10 protein-coding genes are annotated in these 12,937 nt (G+C 67.4%); 8 read left to right on the top strand and 2 right to left on the bottom strand.

Features of this window, described 5'->3' with window-relative positions; genetic code table 11:
• Positions 1 to 89: 89 nt before the first annotated feature.
• From ACIPV5_RS13180 to ACIPV5_RS13170, 3 genes are all read left to right on the top strand, one after another.
• Positions 90 to 575: an FHA domain-containing protein gene (locus tag ACIPV5_RS13180; protein ID WP_150115087.1), complete on the top strand. Its 486-nt coding sequence runs from the start codon at positions 90 to 92 to the stop codon at positions 573 to 575.
• Positions 575 to 1,261 (top strand): MerR family transcriptional regulator, encoded by a 687-nt coding sequence (locus ACIPV5_RS13175; RefSeq protein ID WP_187249830.1) that lies wholly within the window; start codon positions 575 to 577, stop codon positions 1,259 to 1,261. The genes ACIPV5_RS13180 and ACIPV5_RS13175 overlap by 1 nt, the downstream gene beginning before the upstream one ends.
• Positions 1,262 to 1,360: 99 nt before the next feature.
• Positions 1,361 to 1,906, top strand: a complete 546-nt coding sequence (locus ACIPV5_RS13170; protein WP_053096796.1) for a MerR family transcriptional regulator — start codon at positions 1,361 to 1,363, stop codon at positions 1,904 to 1,906.
• A 93-nt stretch (positions 1,907 to 1,999) separates the two neighbouring features.
• Here the strand turns inward: ACIPV5_RS13170 and ACIPV5_RS13165 are convergent, their stop codons facing one another.
• Positions 2,000 to 2,812: a ParA family protein gene (locus tag ACIPV5_RS13165; protein ID WP_053099164.1), complete on the bottom strand. Its 813-nt coding sequence runs from the start codon at positions 2,810 to 2,812 to the stop codon at positions 2,000 to 2,002.
• Between the two features lie 94 nt (positions 2,813 to 2,906).
• Between ACIPV5_RS13165 and ACIPV5_RS13160 the strand changes: the two genes are divergently transcribed.
• The 3 genes from ACIPV5_RS13160 (at position 2,907) to def (ending at position 8,773) form a co-directional block, all read left to right on the top strand.
• Entirely contained in the window at positions 2,907 to 6,314 is a 3,408-nt protein-coding gene (locus tag ACIPV5_RS13160; protein ID WP_400341189.1) for a pyruvate carboxylase, read from the top strand.
• A 66-nt stretch (positions 6,315 to 6,380) separates the two neighbouring features.
• Complete coding sequence (locus ACIPV5_RS13155; protein WP_400341187.1) at positions 6,381 to 8,282, top strand: MinD/ParA family protein; 1,902 nt, start codon at positions 6,381 to 6,383, stop codon at positions 8,280 to 8,282.
• Positions 8,282 to 8,773, top strand: a complete 492-nt coding sequence (gene def, locus ACIPV5_RS13150) for a peptide deformylase (RefSeq protein ID WP_072591465.1) — start codon at positions 8,282 to 8,284, stop codon at positions 8,771 to 8,773. The genes ACIPV5_RS13155 and def overlap by 1 nt, the downstream gene beginning before the upstream one ends.
• A 57-nt stretch (positions 8,774 to 8,830) precedes the next feature.
• Here the strand turns inward: def and ACIPV5_RS13145 are convergent, their stop codons facing one another.
• Positions 8,831 to 10,663 carry a long-chain fatty acid--CoA ligase gene (locus ACIPV5_RS13145; protein ID WP_056278967.1) on the bottom strand — a complete coding sequence of 611 codons (1,833 nt, stop codon included), beginning with the start codon at positions 10,661 to 10,663 and terminating at the stop codon, positions 8,831 to 8,833.
• A 151-nt stretch (positions 10,664 to 10,814) separates the two neighbouring features.
• Here ACIPV5_RS13145 and ACIPV5_RS13140 point away from each other — a divergent pair, with 151 nt between their 5' ends.
• Complete coding sequence (locus tag ACIPV5_RS13140) at positions 10,815 to 11,513, top strand: 1-acyl-sn-glycerol-3-phosphate acyltransferase (protein WP_053099163.1); 699 nt, start codon at positions 10,815 to 10,817, stop codon at positions 11,511 to 11,513.
• A gap of 37 nt (positions 11,514 to 11,550) precedes the next feature.
• Positions 11,551 to 12,891 carry a class II 3-deoxy-7-phosphoheptulonate synthase gene (locus ACIPV5_RS13135; RefSeq protein ID WP_056278966.1) on the top strand — a complete coding sequence of 447 codons (1,341 nt, stop codon included), beginning with the start codon at positions 11,551 to 11,553 and terminating at the stop codon, positions 12,889 to 12,891.
• Positions 12,892 to 12,937 lie beyond the last annotated feature (46 nt).

The raw sequence follows: 12,937 nt of genomic DNA, 5'->3' as shown, positions 1-12,937 counted from the left end.
TATGAAGTGTCGGTATGCGGTGCCTGATAGTGACGCGAGCTCCCGCGAGCGCCGTCCGATCAGTTAGTCTGGAGGACTAGGAGGGCATAGTGACAGACAGCCAGAATCGATCGGGCGGAGACGCCGCGATCCACCGTCCCGGCGAGCAGAGGCACGACGTGACGCAGACGTTCGGGCATGACTCGGACCTCTCCTTCGTGCCTTTTGGCGTGGAGCTCACCGACGTGGAGCAGGGCGCCATCGCGGCCCTTCCCTCCGGTTCCGCACTGCTTCTCGTGCGCTCCGGAGCTCTCGCGGGGGCCCGCTACCTTCTCGACACCGATGTGACGACCGTGGGCCGCCACCCCGAAGCCGACATCTTCTTCGATGACGTGACCGTCTCGCGTCGCCATGCGGAAGTGACTCGCAACGGATCGACGTTCGAGATCATCGACCAGCGTTCGCTCAACGGCACGTATGTGAACGGTGAGCGCGTCGACCGCAGTCCGCTGGTCGACGGCACCGAGCTTCGCGTCGGCAAGTTCCGGTTGAACTTCTTCGCCTCTCCCGTCGATCGCGTCGCGGCGATCGACTGATGGCGGCTTCCCCCGCCCGCGAACGCTCAGCGTCCGCGGGCCTTCTGAGCATCGGGCAGGTGCTGGCCCGGCTCACGCCCGAGTTTCCCGAGCTCACCTCCAGCAAGCTCCGCTTCCTCGAGGTGCAGGGGATCGTCAGCCCGTCGCGCACGGAGTCCGGCTACCGCAAGTTCTCGCAGGCCGACATCGAGCGACTGCGTCTCGGTCTCACGCTGCAGCGCGACCACTACCTGCCGCTCAGCATCATCCGCGAGCAGCTCGACGAGGCAGAGGCGAACGGTGAATCCGCGACCCTGGCTCCGCCGCCCTCGATCACGCCCACTCCCCGGCGCTACCGCCGAGGAGAGCTGCTGTCGGCAGCAGGCGCGGGCCCCCAGCTTCTCAACGACGCGATCAGCACCGGCGTGATCGTCGCGCAGGAGAGCTACCCCGAGTCGACCGTCACGCTGCTTCGCGGCCTGGTCGCCCTCGATCGCCACGGTATCGAGCCCCGCCACCTGCGCTCGCTGAGGCAGGGTGCCGAGCGAGAGGTCGCACTGATCGAGTCTGCGATGTCCTCTCTGCTGCGTCGTACGGACGCCGCGTCGAGGGCGAAGGCGAGCGAGATGGCACCGAGCCTCGCCTCGAAGATCGACGAGGTGCGCTCGCTCTTCGTCAAGGACGCGCTCACCAGGTTGCTTTCGTAACGAACTGATTGCGACACACCTTCGGTGTCCCACGGATGTCATTGCCGGTGCCGGAGGCCTGCTCTAGCGTGGAGGTAACAGCTCCAGGGAGGATTTCAAATGAATGCGGATGAGCGTGCAGGCGACCCGCGGTTCGTGCCGGAACTCCTCTTCACCGACGGTCTGCCGGCGATGGACGACGAGGTCGGCTACCGCGGCGCGGTAGCGGCGCGGGCGGCCGGCATCACCTACCGGCAGCTGGACTACTGGGCTCGCACCGAGCTGGTGGAGCCCACGGTGCGCGGCGCCAGCGGTTCCGGGTCGCAGCGTCTCTACGGCTTCCGCGACATCCTCGTGCTCAAGCTCGTGAAGAGCCTTCTCGACACCGGCATCTCGCTGCAGCAGATCCGCACGGCGGTCGATGAACTCCGCCGCGCCGGCATCCGCGATCTCGCAGGAACGACGCTGATGAGCGACGGAGCCTCCGTCTACCTGTGCACCTCGAACGACGAGGTCATCGACCTGGTCAGTCGCGGTCAGGGAGTGTTCGGCATCGCTGTGGGCAAGGTCCTCCGCGAGGTCGAGTCGACGCTCGTCGAGTTCGATGCGACAGTGCCCGACCCGGTCGACGAGCTGTCGGCACGGCGCTCGAAGCGTTCCGCCTGAGCATTCGCCACCGAAGTCCCGCGAGCAGAGTCGCGCGACACGAAGAAACGGCCACCCTCGCGAGAGGATGGCCGTTCTGCTGTCCGGGGTGAGTCAGGCCTGCACGCCCGAGTCGGCGACCTGGATCCGGCCGGTGCGGATGATCCGGTCGAGCAGCTGATCGAAGTCGGAAGCGAGCTCCTGGGCCGAGTCGCCCGGCCAGATGTGGAGCGGCTTGGCTGCTCCCTGAGCCTGCTGCAGCGAGGTGCGCTCGGGCAGCTGTGGGGAGAGCACGAGCGGACCGAACATGTCGCGCAGCTCCTTGATGCGGAACTGGTGCTCGATCGACTGGGGGCGCACCCGGTTCACGACGATGCCGAGAGGCTGGAGTCGGGGGGAGAGGCCGCGACGGATCTCTTCGATCGCGCGCAGCGCGCGGTCGGCCGCAGCCACGGAGAAGAGCCCGGGCTCTGTGACGACCATCACCCGATCGCTCGCTGCCCACGCGGTGCGGGTGAGGGCGTTCAGCGACGGGGCGCAGTCGATGAGGACGAGGTCGTAATCGGCCTCGACGGCAGCGAGCGCCTCTTCGAGCTTCCAGACGTCGCGCACGCTCGGGTGCGGGCCGTCGAAGTTGATCGCGGACGGACTGCCGATCAGCACGTCGATGGTCCCGGGGTGCACCTTCGCCCAGCCGCTCGAGGTGATCGCCTGACGGACGACCTTCTCCTTCGGGTTCGCCAGGACATCGGCGATGTTGAGCCGACCTGCCACCTGGATGTCCATCCCGGTGGACACATCGGACTGTGGGTCGAGGTCGACGACGAGCGTTCGGACACCACGGGCGAAGGCTGCTGAGGCCAGGCCGAGTGTCACGGTCGTCTTGCCGACGCCTCCCTTGAGAGAGCTGACGCTGAGTACGTGCACGAACACCACGTTACCTTCCCCTAGGCTGGGTGCACACTCAGCCCCGCCCCATGCGCGCCGTATCCCGATGCGTATCGAGCTTCCAGAGGTGTGCATGTTCCAGAAGATCCTTGTGGCGAACCGCGGCGAGATCGCGATCCGTGCCTTCCGTGCGGCTTTCGAAGTCGGGGCCAGGACTGTGGCGGTGTTCCCGCACGAGGACCGTGGTTCGGTCCATCGGCTCAAGGCCGACGAGGCCTACGAGATCGGCGAACGCGGTCATCCGGTGCGCGCCTACCTCGACGTCGATGAGATCATCCGCGTCGCGAAGGATGCCGGGGCAGATGCGATCTACCCCGGATACGGCTTCCTCTCGGAGAACCCGGAGCTGGCCGAGAAGGCCGCCGCCAACGGCATCGTCTTCATCGGGCCCCCTGCGAAGGTCCTCGAGATGGCGGGCAACAAGGTCGAGGCCAAGCGTCATGCCATCGAGGCCGGCGTTCCGGTGCTCCGTTCGACGGAGGCGTCCGATGACATCGATGCACTCGTCGCCCAGGCCGCCGAGATCGGCTTCCCGCTGTTCGCGAAGGCCGTCGCCGGCGGTGGCGGACGCGGCATGCGACGCGTCGAGTCCGCAGGTGAGCTCGCTCCGGCACTCGCAGAGGCCATGCGCGAGGCCGCCAGCGCGTTCGGCGATCCGAGGATGTTCCTCGAGCAGGCGGTCCTTCGTCCTCGGCACATCGAAGTGCAGATCCTCGCCGACAAGACGGGCGAGACCGTGCACCTCTTCGAGCGGGACTGCTCCGTGCAGCGCCGTCACCAGAAGGTGGTGGAGATCGCCCCGGCGCCGAACCTCGACGACGGCACCCGCACCGCGCTGCACGGCTACGCCGTCGCGTTCGCCCGTTCCATCGGATACGAGAACGCGGGAACGGTCGAGTTCCTGCTCGAGACGGCGGGGGAGCGCACCGGCGAGGTCGTCTTCATCGAGATGAATCCGCGCATCCAGGTCGAGCACACGGTCACCGAGGAGGTGACCGACGTCGATCTCGTGCAGAGCCAGATGCGCATCGCGGCCGGACAGACGCTCGCGGAGCTCGGCCTCGAGCAGAAGGATCTCCATGTGCGGGGAGCTGCGCTGCAGTGCCGCATCACGACGGAGGATCCCACTCAGGGGTTCCGTCCGGACACCGGCAAGATCACCACATACCGCTCACCGGGTGGCGCAGGGATCCGGCTCGACGGCGGCACCGTCCATCAGGGCGCGCAGATCAGCCCGCACTTCGACTCGATGCTCGCGAAGCTGACCTGCCGTGGTCGCGACTACCCTGCTGCGGTGGCGCGCGCGCGGCGCGCGTTGGCGGAGTTCCGCATCCGCGGTGTCTCGACGAACATCCCGTTCCTGCAGGCGCTGCTCGAGGATGACGCGTTCATCGCCGGCGACGTGAGCACGTCCTTCATCGACGAGCGTCCAGACCTGCTGCGCGGACGCGAGTCGAAGGATCGCGGTACCCGGATCCTGAACTGGCTGGTGGACGTGACGGTCAACAAGCCCCACGGCATCCACCCCGGCTCGTTGGATCCGCGGGCCAAGCTTCCGGCCGTGGACCTGTCCGCCACCCCGGCATCCGGTTCACGGCAGCGCCTGCTCGAGCTGGGACCGGAGGGCTTCGCGAAGAGCCTCCGCGCGCAGAGTGCCCTCGCCATCACGGACACGACCTTCCGTGATGCGCACCAGTCGCTCCTGGCCACCCGGGTGCGCACGAGGGATCTCGTCGCGGTCGCACCGCACATCGCCAGGCTGACGCCGGAGCTGTTCTCGGTCGAGGCCTGGGGAGGTGCCACCTACGACGTCGCTCTGCGCTTCCTGGGCGAAGACCCCTGGGAGCGTCTCGACAAGCTGCGGGCCGCCCTTCCGAACGTCGCGATCCAGATGCTTCTCCGGGGACGCAACACCGTGGGCTACACGCCCTACCCGACGGCGGTCACCGAAGCGTTCGTGAAGGAGGCGGCGGCGAGCGGGGTCGACATCTTCCGGATCTTCGATGCCCTCAACGACATCGAGCAGATGCGCCCAGCAATCGACGCGGTGCGGAACACGGGTACGGCCATAGCCGAGGTGGCGCTCTGCTACACCGGCGACCTGCTGAACCCGGCCGAGGACCTGTACACCCTCGACTACTACCTGAATCTCGCCGAGCAGATCGTCGGGGCCGGCGCGCACATCCTGGCGATCAAGGACATGGCGGGCCTTCTGCGTCCTGCGGCGGCGGCGAAACTCGTCACCGCGCTGCGCGAGCGCTTCGATCTGCCCGTGCATCTGCACACGCACGACACCCCCGGCGGACAGCTCGCCACCCTGCTCGCCGCCAGCGCGGCGGGTGTGGATGCGGTCGACGCGGCATCCGCTCCGCTTTCCGGCACGACCAGCCAGCCCTCCCTCTCATCTCTCGTCGCCGCGCTCGCGCACACGGATCGGGACAGCGGCATCTCTCTCGACAGCGTCTCGAACCTCGAGCCGTACTGGGAGGCGGTCCGCCGGATGTACGCGCCGTTCGAATCCGGACTTCCGGGCCCCACAGGCCGGGTCTACCACCACGAGATCCCGGGCGGCCAGCTGTCGAACCTGCGTCAGCAGGCGAAGGCGCTCGGCCTCGCAGAGGACTTCGAGCTGATCGAGGACATGTACGCCGCCGCCGATCGGATCCTCGGCCGGGTTCCCAAGGTGACCCCCTCGTCGAAGGTGGTCGGCGATCTCGCGCTGCACCTGGCAGCGGTGAAGGCGGACCCCGCCGATTTCGAGGCGAACCCCGAGAAGTACGACGTGCCCGACTCCGTCGTCGGATTCATGGCGGGTGAACTCGGCGACCTCCCGGGCGGATGGCCCGAGCCCTTCCGCACCAAGGTTCTGGCGGGACGGTCCGTGCGCACAGGCATGACGGAGATCTCGGCCGACGATGAGGCGGCCCTCGCAGGTGACGGTGCGACCCGTCGGGCGAGACTGAACACGCTGCTGTTCCCCGCGCCGATGCGCGAGTTCACCGAGCGACGCGACGTGTTCGGCGATCTCTCGGTGCTCGACACGGCCGACTACCTCTACGGTCTCGTCCAAGGACAGGAGCACGTCGTCGAGATCGATCGCGGCGTCCAGCTGTACGTGGGGCTCGAAGCCATCGGCGATGCGGACGACAAGGGCATGCGCACCGTCATGACGACGCTCAACGGTCAGCTGCGACCGGTGTTCGTGCGCGACAGATCGGTGGCAGTGGACGTGCACGAGATCGAGAAGGCCGACACCTCGGTGCCCGGTCAGGTGGCCGCACCGTTCTCGGGCGTCGTGACGCTCAAATCGGAAGTCGGTGACTCGGTGCGCGCCGGCGAACCGGTCGCATCCATCGAGGCGATGAAGATGGAGGCCGCCATCACGGCCCCCGTCGACGGTGTGGTCGAGCGGCTCGCGATCGGTGCGACGCAACAGGTCGAGGCCGGCGATCTTTTGGTCGTGATCCGCCCGGCGCACTAATCTTGTGCGGGCGAGGCCGCGTTCGACGCAACGCACCCGAGGCCCGCACAAGCTTGGAGTGACACAGTGACCCCGAAGAACGTGGCAGACAACCCGGACGATGAGTCCAGAGGGGTCCTCGACGACGCGACGTCGTTGGACACCTCGGCGATCGGGATCCTCGGCACCGCGCAGGTGAGCGTGGTGTTGCCGACGGACGATGACGACGACCTGGAAGACGACGGCGTCATCGAGGGCGAGGTCGTCGCGGATCTGATCGTCGACGAGCCCGTCGCCGCGGCGAAGGCTGCGGCGGAGATCGCACCGGCACCGCTCGGTGCGGCGCCGATGATCATCGAGCTGCCGCCGGAGCCCGGGAAGGAAGAGATCCAGCGCCCCGAAGTCGAGGCGGAAGCAGAGCCCCAGGCGGAGCCTGAGCCTGCGGTAGAGCCTGAGTCTGAGGTCGAGCCTGAGTCCGCAGTCGAGCTTGAGCCTGAGCCTGAGCTCGAAGTTGAGCCTGAGGTCGAGCCCGAGCCTGAGGTCGAGTCTGAGGTCGAGTCTGAGGTCGAGTCTGAGGTCGAGCCTGAGCCTGAATCTGAGGTCGAGTCTGAGTCTGAGGTCGAGCTTGAAATCGAGCCCGAGCTTGAAATCGAGCCCGAGCCCGCGGTCGCTCCCGCGACCGAATCGCAGTCGGAGACCGAACAGGACGCTCAGACCGAGCCCCGGCGCACGCGTGAAAGCACTCCGGTGACTGCATCAGCCACGGATGGCGGCGCCGTTCCGTCCGCGAAGCCGGATGCAGCGCCTGCTGACGCCGTCGCCGCGGAGGCCGCTGCCGCCGCGGCGTTCATCGCCAAGGCGAAGGCGGACTTCGACGCCGCGCCGACTTCGAGGAGAGCATCGGCGGCATCATCTCTCGCCAAGAAGGAGACTTCGGCAATGGACGCACAGAAGCCCAGGAACGCCGTGGCACCCGCGACTCGATCGACCCGGGCCGACGTGCAGCTCTCGTCGAAGCGTCTGGACGACCTCGGCGACTCTTCTCGCGAGAGCGCCGACCTCCTCACCGCCGACCGACTGCTCGATCCGCACCGTCTCACCAAGCCCGAACCCGAAGGGGCGTGGAGCCACTTCCTCTACGCCATCTCGGGGCGCCGGATCAACATCGGTGACGGACGCCGCGCCCGCGAGCGGAAGGCTCTGAGCGCGCGGATCGCCGCTCCGATCGTCGGGGGAGCCCGGTTCGTCCCCGTGCTGTCGCGGAAGGGCGGAGTCGGCAAGACGACGATCACCGCTCTGCTGGGCATGGCCCTCGCCGACGCCAGGGACGATCGCGTGATCGCGGTCGACGCCAACCCCGACCGCGGCACCCTCGCCGAGCGCGTGGTGCGGCCGCACCACAACAAGTCGGTGCGCGACCTCGTCCGCATCCATGACGAGGTCCGGGGGTATCACGATATCTCTGCGATCGTGGCGCGAGACGCCACCCGCCTCGACGTGCTCGCGTCCGACTCGGATCCTCGGATCGCCGAGGCGTTCAGCGACAGCGACTATCGCGACGTGGCAGGCGTCGCCGCGCACTACTACTCGCTCGTGCTCACGGACACCGGAACAGGCATCGTGCACTCGGTCATGTCGGCCACGCTCGATCTGGCCGATCAGATCGTGATCGTGTCGGGGCTGAGCGTCGACGAGGCGCGGCTGGCGTCGGAGACGCTGACCTGGCTCGAGAGCAACGGGTACGCCGAGCAGGCCCGCGAGGCGGTCGTGGTGCTGAACCAGTCGACGCCCGGCGCCCCGCTGGTGCGCCTCAACGAGCTCGAAGCGCATTTCGGCACGAGGGCGAAGCATGTGGTGCGGATGCCGTATGACTCGCAGATCGCCGGGGGCGGGACCATCGTCTTCGCCAATCTCCAGCCTGAGACACGGGTGGCGGCACGGGAGCTGGCTGCGCTGCTCGTCGAAGGTCTGCGGGCGAAGGGCGCCTGATGGCGGTCCGTGAGATCCGGGTCTTCGGAGACCCCGTGCTTCGCACCGTCTGCGCACCGATCGACCGTATCGACGAGGGGGTGCGCGCGCTCGTCGCCGATCTGATCGACACCGTCGAGCTGCCTGGCCGTGCCGGTGTCGCGGCTCCGCAGATCGGCGTCGCGCTCCGCGCCTTCAGCTACAACATCGACGGTGACATCGGCTACGTGCTCAATCCCGTCCTGACCGAGGTCCGGGGCGAGCCCGTGCCCACGGGGGAGGGCTGCCTGTCGGTTCCCGGCCTGTGGCACGACGCCCTGCGACACCCGTGGGCCCGCGTCGAGGGCATCGACCTCGACGGTGAGCCGGTGGTGCTCGAAGGAAGCGGTCTGCTGGCGCAGGCACTCCAGCACGAGACGGATCACCTCGATGGGAAGCTCTATCTCACGAGGCTGGATGCCGAGACCCGCAAGCGTGCGATGCGCGAGGTCAGAGAGAGCGCCTGGTTCTGATCCCCGGACACTGAGAAGGCCCCGCCGGAGCGGGGCCTTTCTGCTGTCTCGCGAGCCTCAGCCGCCGATCGCGACGTTGGTCGTCGAGACGGGTTCGTCGTAGATGGCAGCGATCTCGTCGGCGAAGTCGCTCATGATCACGTTGCGCTTGATCGACAGCTTCGGAGTGAGGTGACCGGAGGCCTCGGTCCATTCGCTGTCGAGAACGGTGAACTTGCGGATGGACTCCGCACGCGACACGCGGGCGTTGGCGGCATCGACCGCCTTCTGGATCTCGGCACGGACGGCATCGTTCGTGGCGGCCTCGGCGAGCGACATCTCCTTCGGGAGGCCGGCGTTGCCGAGCCAGGTCGGCAGCATCTCGGGATCCAGCGTGATGAGCGCGGAGATGAACGGACGCTGGTCGCCGACGACGACGACCTGTCCGATGATCGGATTCGCGCGGATCGGGTCTTCCAGCGCGGCCGGCGCGACGTTCTTTCCGCCGGCCGTGACGATGATCTCCTTCTTGCGACCGGTGATGGTCAGGAAGCCCTCGGAGTCGAAGCTGCCGATGTCGCCCGTGTGGAACCAGCCGCCGTCGCTGAACGCCTCTGCGGTCGCCTCGGGGTTGTTCCAGTACTCCTTGAAGACGTTGATGCCGCGGACCTGGATCTCACCGTCGTCCGCGAGTCGCACACCCACACCGGGGAGCGCGGGGCCGACGGTGCCGATCTTCGACTTGTCTGCCAGGTTCACGGTCGCCGGAGCAGTCGTCTCGGTGAGACCGTATCCCTCGAGGATCACGACGCCGAGGCTGTGGAAGAAGTGGCCCAGACGCGAACCGAGGGGAGCGGAGCCCGACACCGCGTAGACGACTCTGCCGCCCATGGCTTCACGCAGCTTGCTGTAGACGAGCTTGTTGAAGAGCGCGAACTTGAGCTTCGTCCCGATCGGGATGCTCTTGCCCTCCTCGACGAGCTTCGAGTGCTGGATGGCGACGTCGGCGGCGGCGCGGAAGATCTTCCCCTTCCCACCGGCCTCGGCCTTCTGCTCGGCGGAGTTGTAGACCTTCTCGAAGACGCGCGGCACGGCGAGAAGGTAGGTCGGCTTGAACGACCCGAGCGCCGGCAGCAGCTGTCGAGTGTCGGGCTGGTGTCCGGTGCGCACGCCGGCGTGGATGTTGAGGATCGAGATGAAGCGCGCGAACACGTGCGCTGTCGTGATGAAGAGCAGCGTGGAGGAACCCGGTGTCTGAACCACTGCGTCGAGTGCCGTCGCGGAATTGCGGCACAGCTCGACGAAGTTGCTGTGTGTGAGGACGCAGCCCTTGGGGCGGCCGGTCGACCCCGAGGTGTAGATGAGGGTGGCGATGTCAGAACCGACGGCGATGTTGCGGAGACGCTCGATCTCGGCATCGGTGACGGATGCCCCCTGGGCGGTCAGCGAATCGATCGCTCCGAGGTGCAGCTGCCATACCTCGCGGAGCAGCGGGAGGTCGCCGCGCACCTCATCGAGCCGAGCGAAGTGCTCCGGCGACTCGACCACGAGGGCGATGGCACCGGAATCCTCGAGGATCCACTGGATCTGCGAAGGAGAGCTGGTCTCGTAGATCGGGACCATCACGGCGCCGGCGTAGAACAGCGCGAAGTCGACGAGAGTCCACTCGTAGGTCGTGCGTGCGAGGAAGCCCACCTTCTCACCCGGCTGGATGCCCGCGGCGACGAAGCCCTTGGCCAGCGCGATGACCGCGGTCTCGAAGTCGGCTGCGGTGATGTCGCGCCATCCGTCGCCATCGGGCACTGCGAAGAGGGGGCGATCGGGAGTCGCCTGGACGCGCTTCGCCAGCAGGTCGGCGATGTTCGCGTCTGGGTCGGCGGGGACGACGGCGGGGACTTCAAACTGGACCACGGCAGCTCCTTCGGTACCGGTCGGGCACTGGGTTGCACACGAGTCTAGAGCATGACACTCGGTCGCATATCAGGTGACACTCAGTCGCCGATCGGGTCTCGCGAGACCGCGGCTGTGGCGGATGCCGAGCACGACGCTAGACTTCACCTCGATGTTCTACTGGCTGATGAAGTACGTGGCGATCGGTCCCGTGGTCAAAGCGATATTCCGACCATGGGTGGTCGGGCGCGCGAACATCCCGGCGAACGGCGCGGCGATCCTCGCCAGCAACCACCTCTCCTTCGCCGATTCCATCTTCCTGCCGCTGATGATCGACCGACCGATGTCGTTCCTCGCCAAGAGCGACTACTTCACCGGACGCGGGATCAAGGGCTGGGCCACCAAGTTCTTCATGAAGGCGACGGGGCAGATCCCGATCGACCGCTCCGGCGGCAAGGCGTCCGAAGCCTCTCTCAACACCGGCCTGCAGGTACTCGGACGCGGCGACCTGCTCGGCATCTATCCGGAGGGCACGCGGAGCCCCGACGGCCGGCTCTACCGTGGCCGCACGGGGATCGCTCGGATGGCGATGGAGGCGAAGGTCCCGGTGATCCCGGTGATCATGGTCGACACCGACACCGCGATGCCCATCGGGCAGCGCCTGCCGCGCGTGGTGCGGGTCGGGATCGTCATCGGAGAGCCCCTGGACTTCTCCCGCTACGCGGGCATGGAGAACGATCGCTACATCCTCCGCTCGGTCACGGACGAGATCATGGTCGCCCTCCAGCGACTGGGTGAACAGCAGTACGACGACGTGTACGCATCGACCGTGAAGGACCGGCTCCCGGCCCGCGTCACACAGCGCTCCTGAGGCGTCCCGGCTTCGTCGCGAGCACTAGGCTGGACACATGCTCCAGCACCACATCGACGCGCTTGATGCGTGGCGCTCGCTCCCGATCAAACAGCAGCCTCAGTGGCTCGACGCAGAGCGTGTCTCCGAGGTCTCCACGCAGATCTCGACGCTCCCGCCCCTGGTGTTCGCCGGCGAGGTCGACAACCTCCGCGATCGTCTTGCGCGAGCAGCGTCCGGCAAGGCGTTCCTGCTGCAGGGAGGCGACTGCGCAGAGACCTTCGCGGGTGCCACCGCCGACCAGATCCGCAACAGGATCAAGACGGTCCTGCAGATGGCCGTGGTGCTGACGTACGGCGCATCGATGCCCGTCGTGAAGATGGGTCGCATGGCCGGCCAGTTCGCGAAGCCGCGGTCGAGCGACACCGAGACCCGTGGCGATGTCACGCTTCCCGCCTACCGCGGCGACATCGTGAACGGCTACGACTTCACCGAGGCGTCCCGCCGCGCCGATCCCGGCCGCCTGCTGCAGGGATACCACACGGCCGCGTCGACGCTCAACCTCATCCGCGCGTTCACGCAGGGTGGCTTCGCCGATCTGCGCGAGGTGCACTCGTGGAACAAGGGCTTCGCGCAGAACCCGGCGAACCAGCGCTACGAGCGCATGGCGGCCGAGATCGACCGGGCCATCAAGTTCATGGAGGCGGCCGGCGCCGACTTCGACGAGCTCACCCGCGTCGAGTTCTTCACCGGGCACGAGGGCCTGCTGATGGACTACGAGCGCCCGATGACCCGCATCGACTCCCGCACGGACACGCCGTTCAACACCTCGGCGCACTTCCTGTGGATCGGGGAGCGCACGCGTGAACTCGACGGTGCGCACGTCGACTACTTCTCGAAGATCCGCAACCCCATCGGCGTGAAGCTCGGTCCGACCACGTCACCCGAGACGGCGCTCGCGCTGATCGACAAGCTCGACCCCGACCGCGAGCCGGGCCGTCTGACGTTCATCACGCGCATGGGCGCGGGCAAGATCCGCGACGCGCTGCCGCCGCTGCTCGAGGCCGTCCGCGACTCGGGCGCGCAGCCGCTGTGGGTCACCGACCCCATGCACGGCAACGGCATCACGACGCCCACGGGGTACAAGACGCGTCGCTTCGATGACGTCGTCGACGAGGTCCGCGGCTTCTTCGAGGCGCACCGGGCCGTGGGCACGTTCCCCGGCGGCATCCACGTCGAGCTCACCGGTGACGACGTCACCGAGTGCCTGGGCGGATCCGAGCACATCGACGAGGCCGCCCTCGCGACCCGCTACGAGAGCCTGTGCGACCCGCGTCTCAACCACATGCAGTCGCTCGAGCTCGCCTTCCTCGTGGCCGAAGAGCTCGAGAAGCGCTGACCACGATCCATCAGACAGAAGGGTCCTCTCCGTAGTCGGAGAGGAC

Source organism: Microbacterium sp. NPDC090014, assembly GCF_044748285.1.
Taxonomy (GTDB): Bacteria; Actinomycetota; Actinomycetes; order Actinomycetales; family Microbacteriaceae; genus Microbacterium.
The sequence above is the reverse complement of the archived record's forward strand: the minus strand, read 5'-3'. Positions and strand labels throughout refer to the sequence as shown.

Coding starts and splice junctions, on each gene's coding strand:
- ACIPV5_RS13175 (WP_187249830.1), top strand. CDS start 575: ATGGCGGCTTCCCCCGCCCGCGAACGCTCAGCGTCCGCGGGCCTTCTG.
- ACIPV5_RS13170 (WP_053096796.1), top strand. CDS start 1,361: ATGAATGCGGATGAGCGTGCAGGCGACCCGCGGTTCGTGCCGGAACTC.
- ACIPV5_RS13160 (WP_400341189.1), top strand. CDS start 2,907: ATGTTCCAGAAGATCCTTGTGGCGAACCGCGGCGAGATCGCGATCCGT.
- def (WP_072591465.1), top strand. CDS start 8,282: ATGGCGGTCCGTGAGATCCGGGTCTTCGGAGACCCCGTGCTTCGCACC.
- ACIPV5_RS13140 (WP_053099163.1), top strand. CDS start 10,815: ATGTTCTACTGGCTGATGAAGTACGTGGCGATCGGTCCCGTGGTCAAA.
- ACIPV5_RS13135 (WP_056278966.1), top strand. CDS start 11,551: ATGCTCCAGCACCACATCGACGCGCTTGATGCGTGGCGCTCGCTCCCG.